This is a genomic window from Methanobrevibacter sp. 87.7 (genome assembly GCF_002208625.1).
Lineage (GTDB): Archaea > Methanobacteriota > Methanobacteria > Methanobacteriales > Methanobacteriaceae > Methanarmilla.
On sequence record NZ_MRCT01000023.1, the window covers coordinates 1 to 15785 of the forward strand.

The following is a 15785-nucleotide window of genomic DNA, read 5'->3' on the forward strand; positions in this document are numbered from 1 at the left end:
GTTTATTATATCTAAAGATATACATGTAAAATATAAAATATCTATAAAAAATAAACTCTTTTTAATAAAATGAAAATACAATCAAAAATATAAATAGCTAATAAAGATACTTGAATATTATTAATGAATATTTAAATAAAAGAGTAGTAAAACATGATGGAATATTAAAAAATAAAAAAAATTAAAAAATTATAGAATTTATTTAAAAAATAAATAAAACTATAATTCTTTTTCTAAGTTAAGTTTAACTTCACCAATTCTTGGAGCTAAATAATTATAGAAGTATGTAGCTAAAAATACCCCAACAAAGTTTAAAACAAATGCAGAAATAATATTGTATACTGCAGACATACCTAAGTCTTGATTTACAATTAACATTATAACTGAAACAATAACACTAAGAATTGTTACTATAATAGCCATGATTAATGCAGTTTTTGTAGGGTTAAAACTTTTAATAAGAGTTAAATCACCATCATCTTCTAATTCTACACCTATACCTCCAACACTAGGAGCAATATAATTGTAACAGTAAGCACCAATAAGGACAAAGAGGAATGGGAATACAAATGAAGCAATAATTAATGAAATAATTATTCTAGGTGATAACATTAACATAACAACATTGTATAAGATCATTGCAATACCCATTTGACCAGACATCATTAATAATTGTAAAAATGAACTAATCATTGTAGGTACAAATACTGCAATTAAAGTATATACAATAATAAAACATACAAGAGAAATTAAAGCTAAAACTAATGCAATAGGTAAAGGTTTAATCTCTTTAACTTCATTATCTTCAATACTAAAATTAATAGCATTTAATTTTTTAACAAATACATTGTATAGTAATCCTCGTCCAAAAAAGTGAACAATACTATGTAGAATAGTTCCAAAAACAATAACAGGTATTAAAATTAAAGCAATTGAAGCTACTTTTCCTCCAGTCATTGCAAAAATTACAATAAATAAGAGGACAGCAAGTATTACACTTAATAAAGCATAAATACTCATACCCATAGTTGTAAAGGAAGATAATTCAATTTGTTTAATATTTTTTGAATCTACCATCTTTTCACCTATTTTTAATATTCAAGAATTTTAAATATTTGTTTAAATAAGAAAAATATTTAAACAAATAATTAATTTAATATATTTTTTACAATATTAATCTTTTGATTTGTTTATAAAATATCCTAAAAAATATAAAAAATTAGATAATATTATAAAAACTTAAAACATTTAATAATATTTAATTTATAAACTTACTATTTAAATAAATTTAAATTTATAATGATTCTAAAAAAAACTTTAAAATTTTTAAAATAAAAATTAAAAAATTAAGTTAAAATCAAAACCTAATAAATTAATTTAAACCTTAAAAAATCTAAAACCAATTTTTAGATGATTCTAAAATCTCATCAACAATTATACCTGCAGAACCAGTATAAGTATGAGGATCCATGATTTTTTTAACTTCTTCTTCAGATAAATATTTAGAAGCTTCTTCATCTTCAAGTATTAAATCTGCAAGTAATAATTTTTCTTTATTAGCTTTAATAGCATTTTTCCTTACAATAGCATATGCAGTTTGTTTACCCATACCTGCTCTAGTAAGTTCAGCCATTAATCTTTCAGCCATTACTAAACCATGAGTTAAATTAAGGTTTCTTTCAATATTTTCATCATGGAATTGTAATTTACTCATAAGTTTAATAGTTAATTCTAAAGTATAATCACTTAAAATACATGCTTCAGGTAACATAATTCTTTCACAAGAAGAATTAGTTAAATCTCTTTCATGCCATAATGGATTATTTTCCATAGCAGCAGTTACATATGATTTTACAATTCTTGAAATACCACAAATTCTTTCAGCAGTAATAGGATTCATTTTATGAGGCATAGTACTACTACCAACTTGTTTTTCAGGATCAAAGAATTCTCCAACTTCCATAATTTCAGTTCTTTGAAGATTCCTAATTTCAAGAGCTATTTTTGTAAGAGTAGTTGCAAGGTTTGCAATAACCATAATAAATTCAACATGATTATCTCTTTGAACAACTTGATTAGTAATAGTTGCATAAGGTAAACCTAAAATTTCAGAAACTTTTTTATGTACTTCCCAACCTTGAGCACCTAATGCTGCAGTAGTACCAACAGCACCATCTAACATTCCAACACATACATTATCTTTTGCATATTCTAATCTATCATACTGTCTTTTAAGTTCAGCAGCCCAATTAGCAAATTTCATACCATATGTAGTAGGAATAGCATGTTGACCATGAGTACGTCCTATACATACTTTATCTCTATTTTCTTTAGCTAATTTAAGAATAATATTAGTTAATTTAATAATTTTATCTTCAAGTACATGAATAGAATCTTTAAGAAGTAATGAATTTGAAGTATCTACAATATCATTAGAAGTTGCACCAAAGTGAACATATTCTCCAGCTTCACCATCACATTGTTCTGCGATTCCTTGAACCATAGATGCTATATCATGTTTTTTAGCAGCTTCAATTTCATTAACTCTTTCAAGTTTAACATAATCAGTACTAGCTTTATTTTTAATCTCATCAGCATATTCTTTTTTAATAATTCCAAGCTGACCTTCAGCTTGAGCTAATGCAGATTCTACATCTAACATTTTTTGTAATTTATTTTCATATTCCCAAATATTTTTCATTTCAGGAGTACCATATCTAAATTCTATTGGATGTATTGCCATTATAACACTTCTTTACAATTTAATAAACATTACAATAAAAATTGATATTATTTCTTTAATTAATATACTTAAATTAAAAAATAAAATTTTATTGTAATTAATAAATATTATAATAATATTTTTAATTTTTAAAATTAATATAATTAGCTATTAAAATTAAAAATTAGTATAATTTTATAATCGTATACTTTTTATAATAAAAAAAATTAAAGGAATATATAATTAATATTTTATCGGATTATTTAAAAATTAAATTTCAATTAAAAAGGGAGATTAAAATGTGTGTAATTGTTATTAAACCAGCAAATACAGATGTTTCTAGAAGAAATATAGAAGCAATGTATAAACAAAACCCACATGGAGTAGGAATAAGTTATTATAATCCAAAAGAAGATATGATAGTTTGGAAAAAAGGTTTAACTGATTTAGATGAAATTGAAAATATAATAAATAAATTACATCCTGTAGAATCTATCATTCATTTTAGATATGGAACTTCAGGACCAAATAATGCAGAAATGTGTCATCCTTTTCCAATTAATGAAGAAAACAGACTTAAAGGTAAATCTAAAAAAATATTTTACCATAATGGTGAATTAAAACCATTTGAACCAGAAGCAAATTCTCCTTACAGTGATGCATATATCTTCTGGCAAGAAGTTATAAATAAAGTTGATATTCCTCTTGATAAAGAAGTAGAAAAATGGTTTGATGATGGAATAAATAAAATGGTATTTCATACAACTGAGGGAATTCAAACAGTAGGAGAATTTTTTGAATGGGATGGACTTAAAGTAAGTAATCTTAAATTCACAAGATTTTTATTTGAAAAATCCAAACCAAGAAAAGTATTATCCTTTATAAAATGGAAAATTGTATTAAGATCTATTAATGGAATTATTAATGGATTTACAAAATTAAAAGATAAAATTGAATAAATTTTATCTAAATTAACTATTTTTAAAATCTTAACTTAATTAAAAAACTAATTCTAAAAACACAAAAAAACTAATTCTAAAACATTAAAAAGAAAATAAAAAATACTTTAAATAAAAACTTTAAAATAATTTACAAAATAAGTAGAAATTTAAAAAACTAAATTAAATCTAATAAAAATAGTATAAAACAATGCTCCGTCCGGGATTCGAACCCGTGTCTCTGGTTCGAGAGACCAGAATGATTGGCCGGACTACACTAACGGAGCATACAGAATAAATCAATAAAAATAAAATAATATTATTAAATAATAAATTAAAAATTATTTAATTATTATTTAATAAATCTATGCAGAATATCTTAAAACAAAACAAAATATTGCTAAGATTACAGTTGCAACTACTACTGCTTCTGGTGAAAGTTTAGGTCCTACACTTTCTTCATCAAAATATCTGACTAAACCTGCACCTGTTTGTGGCATATCAATTTTATTGTCTTTTTTAGACATTATATCACCTTATTTTATTAAAAAAAATAATATAAATATAAACAAAATAAAAAAATAAATTTAATTATATTATCATATTTGATAAAACTAATATTTAAATCTTAATTTAAAATAAATAAAAAATGAAATATTTTATAAAAACTATAAAAAATTAAAATATATCAATATATTTATATTATATTTAAAAGAGATAATAACATATTATAAATCTTATTTTTAGATATTTTAAAATTATTTTTTATAATCTAAATTCTTATTTAAATTAAATTAATTTTTCATTAAAATAAAGGTGATTAAATGGAACATTGGATAGAAAGAATAGCTGATGATTTAAACAATATGGATGTAGAAAAACATACTATTGCTAGTGGTACATCTATATCTGGATCAATACACATTGGAAATTCTTGTGATATATTTATTGCAAATGCAATAGGTAAACAATTAAAAAAATTAGGTAGTGATGTTGAAGTTATATGGATTGCAGATGATCACGATCCATTAAGAAAAGTACCATACCCACTTCCAGAAAACTTTACTAAATATTTAGGTATGCCATACTCAACAATTCCATGTCCTGATGGATGTTGTAAAAACTTTGTTGAACACTTTGAAAAACCATTATTCAATGTATTAGATGATTATGGAATAGATGTAAGTATTAAATCTGGTTATGAAATGTATAAATCCGGAGTATATAACGATTACATAAGAACTGCATTAGAAAACCATAATAGAATAAGAGAAATCTTTGATCAATACAGAAGAGAACCATTAGCAGAAGATTGGTTACCATACAACCCAATTTGTGAAAAATGTGGAAGAGTAAATACAACTACTGCATATGGATTTGATGGAGATAAAGTTTACTACAGATGTGAATGTGGCCATGAAGGAGTATCTGATATTACTAAAGGTGATGGAAAACTTACATGGAGAGTAGAATGGGCTGCTAGATGGAAAATATTCAACACTACTTGTGAACCATTTGGAAAAGACCATGCTGCAAGTGGTGGATCTTATGATGTAAGTAAAGTTATTTCAAAAGAAATATTTGATTATGATGCACCATATCCAGTTCCATATGAATGGATTACACTTGATGGTGAAGCAATGAGTAAATCACATGGAGTATTCTTTACACCACAACAATGGTTAGAAATTGGACCTGCAGAAAGTCTTAATTATTACTTATTCAGAAGTAAACCAATGAAACCAAAAGATTTCTCACCTAAAATGGACTTTGTAAATTTAATGGAACAATTTGATACAGTAGAAAAAGTATTCTATGATGAAATAGAAGCACCATCTGAAAAAGAAGAAAGGAAATTTAAAGAAATCTACAATATAGCACAAATTAATGAAGGTAGTCCATTACCATTTAGACCACCATACAGATTCCTTATTAATGCAATTCAAATTGTTGGTGGTTGTGACCTTGAAAGAATATTTGGAATCTTAAAAAGGAATTCACAATTAACTAAAAGCTTTGAAAACAAAGAATTTAGTGACTTAAATGAAACAGAACTTGCACAATATAAAGAAAGAGTTGAAAATGTAAATAACTGGTTAAATTTATATGCACCTAAATTTGTTAAATTTAATGTACAATATAAATCAATACCAAATTTACCACTTCAAGAAGAACAAGATGCATTCTTAAACGATCTTGCTGACTTAATTGAAAATAACAATTATAGTCATGCTGAAGAATTACATGATGATATGTATAAAGCATTAGAAGCACATGGTTTAAAACCACAAAAAGCATTCCAAGCAATATATAAAATGATTCTTGGTAAAAAACAAGGCCCTAGAGCTGCATCTTTCTTACTTTCATTAGACAAAGATTTTGTTGTTAAAAGACTTAGAAAAGAAGAATAAATATTCTTCTTTTTACTTATTTTAAAATACATTAAAAATTTACATGCACTAATTTTAAAAAAAATAAACACAACTAATTTTAAACAAAACACTAATTTAAAAAAAGTAAACACAGTAATTTAAAAAAAATAACAATAAAAATACTAATTTTAAAAAATAAAAAGAAAAATTATATAAAAATTTAATAAAAAAATAAATAAATAGTTTATAAAAATAAAATTTAAAAATTAATCAGAATTACAAGAAGTAGAATTTGAAACACGTTCTTTTTCTTTTTCCCATACTTCAGGACGATTTTTTATAAAATCATCAAATATATCACGTATTTTTTTCATTTGAAGAACTTTAACTTCAACATTATTACTTTCTAAAAAATTTTCTGCACCCATTAAAGTAACATTTTCTCCAACTACAATACGAGGAATATTATATAATACAATTGCACCAGAACACATTGGACAAGGAGAAAGAGTAGTGTATAATGTAGAATTCATATACTCATAATAAGTTAATCTTCCTGCATTATTTATAGCATCAATTTCCCCATGTAAAATAGGAGAATCTTCTTGAATCATACGATTATGGCCACGCCCTACAATTTTATCATTAGAAACTAAAACTGCACCAATGGGAATTCCTCCTTCATCAAGTGATTTTTTAGCTTCATTAATTGCTTCATTCATATAATAAATATCTTTATCCATTAAAACACCATAATCATTATTAAAATTATTAATTAATTAATTTTGAGAAGAAACCTTTGTTTTGTTCTTCTTTAAGATTATTATTTAATCTATTATTGTTTTTCTTAAGATTTTTAATCTCTTTATCTTTATTACTAATTTCAGAATTAAGTTTACTAATTTGTTTTTCTTTTTTTGAAATATTTTCTTTAAATTCAGATATTTTATATTCTAAACGTACGATTTTTTCAGAATATTTATTTTTTAAATCAGATTTATAAGATTTTAATTCATTTTTATCCTCAAATAAACTGGAATTTTGTTCTTTTAAATTAGTATTTTCATTAGTTAATTTATTTATTTTATTTTCATTAGATTTTAATTCTTTAGAAAGTTTATCATTTTCTTTTTTTAATTGTTTAATCTCATTATTTTCTTTATTGTCAGTATCTTTTTTACTTTCTGAATTTAGTTTATTATTTAATTTATCATAATCTTTTTGAAGATTTTCATATTTTACTTTGAGAATTGCAAGTTCTGCACCATTTTTAGTAAATGTTTCACTTAAATCTGCATTAACATCTAACTGTTCATAATATTTTTTAGTAGAAGAATTTAATGCATCAGTTAATTCTTTTTTTAATTTTTTTAATTCTTTATTTTCTTTTTTAAGATCAGGTATGATTTCATTAGTTAAATGATCTAATTCTTCTGATTGGTTTTTGCTTTTTAATAGTAATTTTTCGTATTTTTCATCATCTACCACAATAATCACCATATATAATATAAGAAAATATTTAGTAAATTAGAAATGAAACTAATTCAATATATAATTATTTGTATATTTTTATTATATTTAATTGTTTCACTAAAAAAGATTTATAGTAATAATTAAAAAATTAAACAAAATAATTAAAAAATAAGTAAAAATCAAAACTATAAAAACTAGATAATAAAAAACAAGATTTTAAAAAAGACAAAAATAAAAAAATAAAAAAAAGTGGAGAAAATTAAATTTAATTTCTTTGGAATCTACGTCTATCTAAAAGTTCTTGACGTTTACCTGCATTCCATCCACCATTAGCAGATTTAGCATGACCTACTTGTTGAACATATCCAGTAATTCTATCATACCATTCAACATCTTCAGTCTCACCACAGTTAGGACATTTATTATTTAATCCTTTCATTAATGTTTTACATTTTAAACAGAAACTTAAAGCAGAACTGTAAGCCCAGAAACCAATATCTGATTTTTTAGCAATTTTATTAGTTAAACTCATTAATGATTGTGGATCAGAGTATGATTCACCCATAAATGCATGGAATATATGTCCACCAGGAGTAATTGGGTGATATTGCTCTTCAATTTTTATTTTATCTACAAGAGATATTTCAGAGTTAACAGGAACATGTGAAGAGTTAGTGTAATAGTTAGCACCATTATCTCCTTGTAATATTGCTTTATCTCCAAATTGTTCTTTATCAAGTGTTGCAAATCTGTATGCAGTAGTCTCTGCAGGAGTTTGAATTACAGACCATCTAAGACCAGTTTCTTTTTGTAATTCTGCAGCTCTATCATAAATGTATTTAATACATTTTACACCGAATTTATTTGCATCAGGATTATCAATACCTTCACCAAATAATGCAAGTAACATTTCATTAAGACCAACGAAACCAAATGATAAAGTAGAGTTTTCTACTCTGTAATAGTTTTCACCATTAATTTTTTGAGTTAAGAATGGAAGTACATCATAATCATTTAAACAATGTAATGCTTGTTCTCTTCTTAATAATAAAGTTTCAACTACTAAATCCATATAATTATCTAAATATTCAAATACTTGAGATTCATCTTTAGATTGGTATCCAATTCTTGGAAGGTTCATTGTAACATAAGCAAGGTTACCAGTTCTTAAACAATCTTGATCCCAATCTCCAGTCCAAGTATCTTGGAGACAAGTCCTACATCCCATATAATTTGCCATGTTTCCTCTATATTTAGGTAACATATTTACAAAATAAGGAGAACCGAATTTTGCAGAGAGTTCATGTACTCTGTATAAATCTTCATCATAATCTCCTTTTAATGTTTCTTTACGTAATGTGTAAATAGTATTTGGGAAAAGATGAGGTTTTCCGTCTTTATCTCCTTGGTATAAGTTTTCAGTAAATGCTCTTTGGATTAATCTAGTTTCTTCTTCAAAATCAACATAGGTTCCAACTACTTTTCCACCAGGTCCATATGCAGTTACATCTTCTAAGAATTTTGGAACACCAAATTCTAATTGCATACTTGTAAATGGAACTTGTGAACCTCTAGCAGCATAAGCCATGTTTAAATTGTAAATTAACATTTGAACAGCTTGTTTAATTTCCTCATAAGATCTGCCTCTTGCAAATGGTGCTACAAATACATTCCAGAAAGACATAGCTTGTCCACCAGACATGTTTTGTTGTGCTGCAAGCATAATTTCACCAGTATGGTTCATTAAAGTTTCCATATGAGAAGGAGCTCCTGCAACAGAAGTATGATCTCCAGTACCATCTACTTTAAGACCATATCTAATAAAAGACCTAATATCATGTTGTAAACAGTTTAATGGTCTTGCTGCAAAGTATTCTAAATCATGTATGTGAATATCACCAGACATGTGAGCATCTGCTAAGTGAGATGGTAATACATGTAATAATGCATATTGTTTTAATGCTTCATCAGCAACATATTTATGAATAGTTTCAGGGTTATGCATCATATTAGCATTATCATGGTTACCATTTTCAATTAAAGAAGTAATATTATATACCGGAATTCCTAAACGAGTGTAATCTTTCCTAATATCTTCAAGACCATATTCAACTAATTTAGTGTTAACCATTTCCCTAATCATAGGTGCAGTTACATATTCAACATTTAATTTTTTAAGTTCTTTCCAAACTTCAGAAGCAATTTCAAATGCAGTTTCTTGAGATGCATTAGTTTCTTGAACTAAAGTATTAACTATTTTAGTTAAATCAAAAGCTTCAATTTTATCTCTTGTAGTTCTTACTTTTAAAGTAGTAGTTGCTAAATATTTGTTAGCTGATTCTTCACTAACATCACATAATGATTCATATACTATTTTTTTAATTTCTTTTGTAGTAATTCCATCATATAATGATGAAACAACATTTGAAATTATTTTATCAGATTCAAAAAATGGTGTTTCAACCATGACTAAAGATTTTAATAATTTTTCATAACTGAATCTTTCCATTACACCATTATTTTTCTTTACAGAAACTTTAATATTTTTATTTAAGTTATTTGCGACTTCAGATCTAGTTTCCATTTTATTTCCTCCACCTTTAGAAATTAAACAATTAAAAAAAAGTTCAAACCCTATTAAAAATAAATTTAAACCATAAAAATTATTTTATTAATATTAAAGAACTCTAATTTAAATATTAATCTAAAAAAATTTTAGATTATACTCTCAATTAAGTAATATTATATCAGTTGTAACTAGTATAATAATGTTCGTACTAAGACAAACAATATTATGTTATTGATATAATTTAAACTTTGTGTATTTTTTATAAAATAAAAAAAAATACAAAAAATTAAAATTAAAAATATAAAATTAAAATATGAAAAATAAGCCTAATTAAGCTTATTTAATATTATTAAATAAAAATAAATTAAATAAACTTATTAAAACTTATTTTATAAAGTTAAACTATAAAAATATATCCAAAGAACTTTGTTTAGATTTATCACTTTCAAACAGAGACTTAATACCAAATTCTTGGATTTCTAACCTTTGTTCAAGATAATGTGAAACAGGATATCTATTAACTAATTGTTTTGAAATATCTAAATATTTAGTTACAGAACCTTTAGATACACTGAGAATTAGGTTACCTCCACAATTAGTACATTTACCAGATAATGGAATTCTTCTATATTTTGAATTACAGTTAGTACATCTAACTTTCTGTTTAGAAAATGCACGAACATTACCCATAATATCTGGTAAAAAGTGACTTGATAAAACTCCTTCAACTACACCTCTTTGATCTACAGCACGTATAATTTCTGCAAGGTTAATTTGACCTTCAACTTTCTCCTTCATAGAAGGTAATCTTTTATACATACATAAAGTTGGACCTGAATGAATACTTGAAGTATGATGTGAGAACATTAAACCTTCATATTGTTCTGGAGTTCCTAAATGCATACTTACATTATCAATAAGATCAAGTAATTCAGCTGGTTTAACTGGTTTTTTAGTTCTTTCAAAAAATTCAAGAGGGAATCTTTCAAAAATATCTAAATTATGTGATTCATCATCAATTTCTTGAGGATCAATCCTTGTAGATAAAACTAAAGGAGCATCCATACTTCCACCACGAGTACTTGGTAAATATGATTTTGAGAAGTTAATTAATGGATCAAGTAAAAGCATTACTGAATCTTCATCACTATCACAATTTCTCCTTTTTGAAGAATGGAAATAAGGATGAGCATAACAACCTAATGCTTTTGTAAATCCAACAATACGTCCTAGAACACCTGCAGATGTATGAGGAGCAAGACCTGCAATTAAATGTCCTATTAAATCTTCACGTTTCTCAACATTATAAAATGTATCCATTTTATAAAATCTTTCAAGTTCATCATCAACAAAATTTGCAACATTAACTAAATAATCTGCACAATTTTCAGATATAACAACATCCTGAACTTTAAGTTCTATAATTTGTTCTGGACTAGTAATAGGTTGACCATAACAATCATGTTCATAACCCATTTCATGTAACTTTTCAACACTAACACCAATTTCTTTTGGAATGAAATGAGTTAAAGGTAAATCTGTAGAATCATGACGAATTGTAGCTTCTTTAAAACAAAATACATGATTTTTAGCACGTAAAATACCTTTTTCTAAAGGTTCAGGTATTTTATTTTCAGAAATTAAACCTAAAACACCTTTCATTTCATCAACTTTTCTAACACCAACATTATCAGATGCATTTCTAAGCATTTTACCTAAATTAATCTTTTTAATACCAGTTTTACCAAAAGTTGTAGGTGCACAACAATATGGACATAATGATTGGAATGAACTTAAATTACATTTAGTACATTGACGTCTAGCAATATCAACTTTAATTGAACCTTTTTTAGCAGCTTCTGCTACTAATCTTCTACTTCCACCATCATTACCAATAGGGAATAACACATTAGGTGCTGGTCTCATTAATCTTTCTTTAGATTTTTCAGGCCTACCTACACGAGTTCCAATATATGTTGGAGCTTTAAATTCAATAGGAACTTCAGAAATTAAATTTATACCATCCATTACTTCAAGATCATGATTATTTAATTCTTCATCATTAAGAGCCCTTCTTAATGTATGAATTAAAGCATAAGATATATCTTTATTAATTATTACTTTTCCATCTTCAACTTTATGGAAAACACCAATAACTTCAAGAATACGTTTTTGATATGAAATATTAAGTTTAAGCTCATCACCATCAGTATAATTTGGATTTTCATTTAAAATCCAATTAATTAAATCATTAAGCTCTTTTTTACTTATATCATGATAACAAAAAGTGTATTCTGGATGAAGTGGAACATCATATTCTTTAGAAATTCTAAATGCTTCTGGTGCAGAAATTTTTTCAAATTCTAAAGTTTTTAAATCTAATTCATGATTATCTCCTTCAGCTTGATATTTAGTAGAATTTCGAATATGTTCAATCCACCATTCTTGACACCAACCTGCAGGAAGCATCGGTTGATTGTTTCTTAAGAATTCACCAAATGCAATAAGCATATCACCTATAAAAAGAATTTCTGCAATATTTTTTTTAACTTTACGAGCAAGTTTAATACTATCTACACGTAAAACATCACCATTCTTAAGTTTAACAATAGGTCCTTCAATAGAATCTACAGGAACAACACAATTACCTTTTCCTGGTCTCTCAATTTTCATTTGAGTTCCAACAGCAATATATTCAATAATTTCCATTGTTGCTGGATGAACCCCCATAGTAGCAAGCCCAGTATTACGTGAACGACCATATCTTAATCTAAAACCTCCTTTTTCAGAAGGATAACTTAAAACAGGTCTTCCACCAATAATATCCTGAATATATTTAGCAAATATAGGTTTATCATCAACTTCACCAGGATAAGTTTCTACATCACTTTCTTCAACAGAATCATCAGATTTACTATCAGAATCATCATCAGATTTAGGTTTTGCATATTCTAATAAAAATTCCCATTTATCTAATTTAAGCTTATTAGCAATTTTATGGATTTTTTTAGATTTTTGAATAACTCCTTCAACCATAGCAAGAAGAGCTCCACCACGTATATTATTAGTTTCAACACGAGGAAGATCCCTATGAGATACTTCAATAGAATCTGTAGTTTCACCAGTTACTTCAACAGGAATATTATTTGCAGCAAATCTTACTTCATCTGCAGTAGGAGAATATTGAAGATTAGTAACTTCAGATTCATAAAGTTCTACTTCTTCTACATATCTTTCAATCTCATCATCAGTAGGTTTATAAATATCTAAATTAGTAGCTTCTCTAATTTTATCTCCAAGAAGTACAGCTAAAGCAGCAGCAGTACCTCCTGCACTTCTAATAGGTCCTGCAAAATAAACTGCAAGATATTTTCCTCCATCAGAATTTTCCTTAATACTAACTTTAGCAATACCTTCTAAAGGAGCAGCTACTACTCCTTCTGTCAAAATAGCTAATGCTGTCCTAAGAGCTTGATCGGCAAGTTCTTCTCTTTTAGCAGATGCTTCCTTACCTTTTTCTTCAATATCTTGAGAAGATATTTCTGCCGCAATTTCAAATGCTACTTCTTCACGATCAAGTCCTTGAGATTCAAGATACTTAATTTGTTTAGCAACACCTTCTGGACCAACAAGCCCTTCTACCCTCTCAGCTAAATCCTTTGCTCTTGGAATTTCTGTTTCAGTAGTAATATCTAAACCCTTAGACCTAGCTTCATTAGCTATATCATATAATTCCAGTGTTTCTTTTTCTAATCTTTCAAAATAATTCATAATATCACTAAATTATAAAATTAAAGCTAGCAAAAAACTTATAAATTTTATAAAATTTTAAATAAAAAATTACTAAATTGCATATAATATTTTAGTAAAAATTAATATTTAATAGTATTGAGTGTAAATGAAAACTAATAAATAAATTGATAAAAATTAATAAAAAGATATAATATCTTATTAAATAGATAAAAAAACGAAATATGAATAAAAATAATAAATATATAAATTAAAACTTAATTAAAAATTAAATAAAATATTTTAGATAAACTATAAAGTAAAATATTTAATAATAAATATTTAAATGAAATATGAACCCATATATTTTTTAAAATACACAATTAAATATTAATAAAAATATTATAAACAATATAATTTAAATCTAAAATATAATATTAAATTTCAAGATTATTAAAAATTTTAAAATTAAAATAAAATAATTCTATTAAAAATAATATTATTAAAAAATGATAATATTTTAAATTAAATTTACATATTATCAAAAATATCATCATCAGCTTTATCTAACCAGGCATTAACAATTTTAATTGCACAGTAATCTCCACACATAGTACATGCATCACTATCTGATGGAGGTCTATTATTTCTTTTTGCACGAGCATCTTCAGGAGAAATAGCTAAATCATATTGAGCTTCCCAATCTAATGCTTTACGAGCATGAGCCATTTTAAGATCTCTTTCTCCATTAATTACTCCTTTTGCCATATCTCCAGCATAAGCACCAATTCTAGTTGAAATAACACCTGTTTTTACATCTTCAGGAGATGGTAAAGCAAGATGTTCTGCAGGAGTTACATAACAAACAAAGTCAGCCCCTGCTTTAGCAGATTCTGCAGCACCAATAGCAGATACAATATGATCATAACCTGGTGCAATATCACATACTAAAGGTCCTAACATATAGAAAGGTGCATTACTACATAATTTTTTCTGAATAGTTACATTAGCAGGAATTTCATTAATAGGAATATGACCTGGTCCTTCAATCATAGTTTGAACACCAGCTTCTCTAGCACGATCTACTAATTCACCTAAAACAATAAGTTCTTGAACTTGTGCCCTATCAGTAGAATCTGCAATTGCTCCAGCTCTCATAGCATTTGCAAGAGATAATACAACATCATGTTCTTTAGCAATATCTAAAATATAATCATAATTTTTATATAATGGATTTTCTAATTTATTTTCAACCATCCATGAGGAAATAAATGATCCACCACGAGATACAAGACCACATTCACGACCTTGTTTTTTAAGTCTTTTTAAAGTTTCAACATTTACACTACAATGAATAGCCATAAAGTCAATACCCATTTTAGCTTGTTTTTCAATAGTTTTAAATAAATCATCTTCATCCATATCAATTACAGAACCATTATTTCTAATAGATTCAATAGCAGCTTGGTATACAGGAACACTTCCTACAGGAAGTGGTGACATATCTAAAACTCTTTGTCTAATTTCATCAAGATCTCCACCAATACTTAATTCCATTAAACAATCTGCACCAGCATCAATTGCAACTTGAGCTTTATAAACTTCCTCATCAAAATTAACAATATCAGTAGAAGTACCTACAGTTGCATTAACTTTTGTTCTAAGTCCAGCACCAATACCAGTAGCTTTAATATCATGATTTAAATTTTTTGGAATAACAATAGTTCCATTAGCAACAGATTTTAAAATAAAATCTTCAGAAACATTTTCTCTTTTTGCTACTGTTTTCATTTCATCAGTAAGTATACCTTTTCTTGCATCTTCTAATTGAGTCATATTTTATCTCCCATAATGTATAATAAAATAAATTTTAAAATTTAATAAAATCAAATTGATTAAAATCAAATTTAATTAAATTAAAATACAGATTAATTTCATAATAATGATTTAATTTCTTAATATATAAATTAATCCATTATACT

At 26.0% G+C, this 15785-nt stretch carries 10 protein-coding genes and 1 tRNA gene; 2 read left to right on the top strand and 9 right to left on the bottom strand.

From position 1 onward, the window contains the following. Window positions 1-219: 219 nt before the first annotated feature. A complete protein-coding gene (locus BGI41_RS02090) occupies window positions 220-1077 on the bottom strand; it encodes a hypothetical protein (protein WP_088538593.1) in 858 nt (285 codons plus the stop codon). 316 nt (window positions 1078-1393) lie between these two features. Further along, complete coding sequence (gene purB / locus BGI41_RS02095) at window positions 1394-2743, bottom strand: adenylosuccinate lyase (protein ID WP_088538594.1); 1350 nt, start codon at window positions 2741-2743, stop codon at window positions 1394-1396. 278 nt (window positions 2744-3021) lie between these two features. Here purB and BGI41_RS02100 point away from each other — a divergent pair, with 278 nt between their 5' ends. Further along, window positions 3022-3681, top strand: coding sequence for a class II glutamine amidotransferase (locus BGI41_RS02100; protein WP_088538595.1), 660 nt, complete (start codon window positions 3022-3024; stop codon window positions 3679-3681). 191 nt (window positions 3682-3872) lie between these two features. Here the strand turns inward: BGI41_RS02100 and BGI41_RS02105 are convergent. Both BGI41_RS02105 and BGI41_RS02110 read right to left on the bottom strand, forming a co-directional pair. After that, window positions 3873-3947: transfer RNA gene (locus BGI41_RS02105), tRNA-Glu, on the bottom strand. Between the two features lie 78 nt (window positions 3948-4025). Continuing rightward, a complete protein-coding gene (locus BGI41_RS02110) occupies window positions 4026-4187 on the bottom strand; it encodes a preprotein translocase subunit Sec61beta (protein WP_088538596.1) in 162 nt (53 codons plus the stop codon). A gap of 297 nt (window positions 4188-4484) precedes the next feature. Between BGI41_RS02110 and lysS the strand changes: the two genes are divergently transcribed. Then, a complete protein-coding gene (gene lysS / locus BGI41_RS02115; RefSeq protein ID WP_088538597.1) occupies window positions 4485-6071 on the top strand; it encodes a lysine--tRNA ligase in 1587 nt (528 codons plus the stop codon). 227 nt (window positions 6072-6298) lie between these two features. Here lysS and BGI41_RS02120 read toward each other — a convergent pair whose 3' ends face one another. The 5 genes from BGI41_RS02120 to thiC form a co-directional block, all read right to left on the bottom strand. Next, window positions 6299-6775: a nucleoside deaminase gene (locus BGI41_RS02120; protein WP_088538598.1), complete on the bottom strand. Its 477-nt coding sequence runs from the start codon at window positions 6773-6775 to the stop codon at window positions 6299-6301. A 28-nt stretch (window positions 6776-6803) separates the two neighbouring features. Further along, window positions 6804-7520: a hypothetical protein gene (locus BGI41_RS02125; protein WP_088538599.1), complete on the bottom strand. Its 717-nt coding sequence runs from the start codon at window positions 7518-7520 to the stop codon at window positions 6804-6806. Between the two features lie 250 nt (window positions 7521-7770). Then, window positions 7771-10089, bottom strand: coding sequence for an anaerobic ribonucleoside-triphosphate reductase (gene nrdD / locus BGI41_RS02130; protein ID WP_088538600.1), 2319 nt, complete (start codon window positions 10087-10089; stop codon window positions 7771-7773). A 387-nt stretch (window positions 10090-10476) separates the two neighbouring features. After that, window positions 10477-13845, bottom strand: coding sequence for a DNA polymerase II large subunit (polC, locus tag BGI41_RS02135; protein WP_088538601.1), 3369 nt, complete (start codon window positions 13843-13845; stop codon window positions 10477-10479). Between the two features lie 489 nt (window positions 13846-14334). After that, window positions 14335-15639, bottom strand: a complete 1305-nt coding sequence (gene thiC / locus BGI41_RS02140) for a phosphomethylpyrimidine synthase (RefSeq protein WP_088538602.1) — start codon at window positions 15637-15639, stop codon at window positions 14335-14337. Between the last annotated feature and the right edge of the window lie 146 nt (window positions 15640-15785).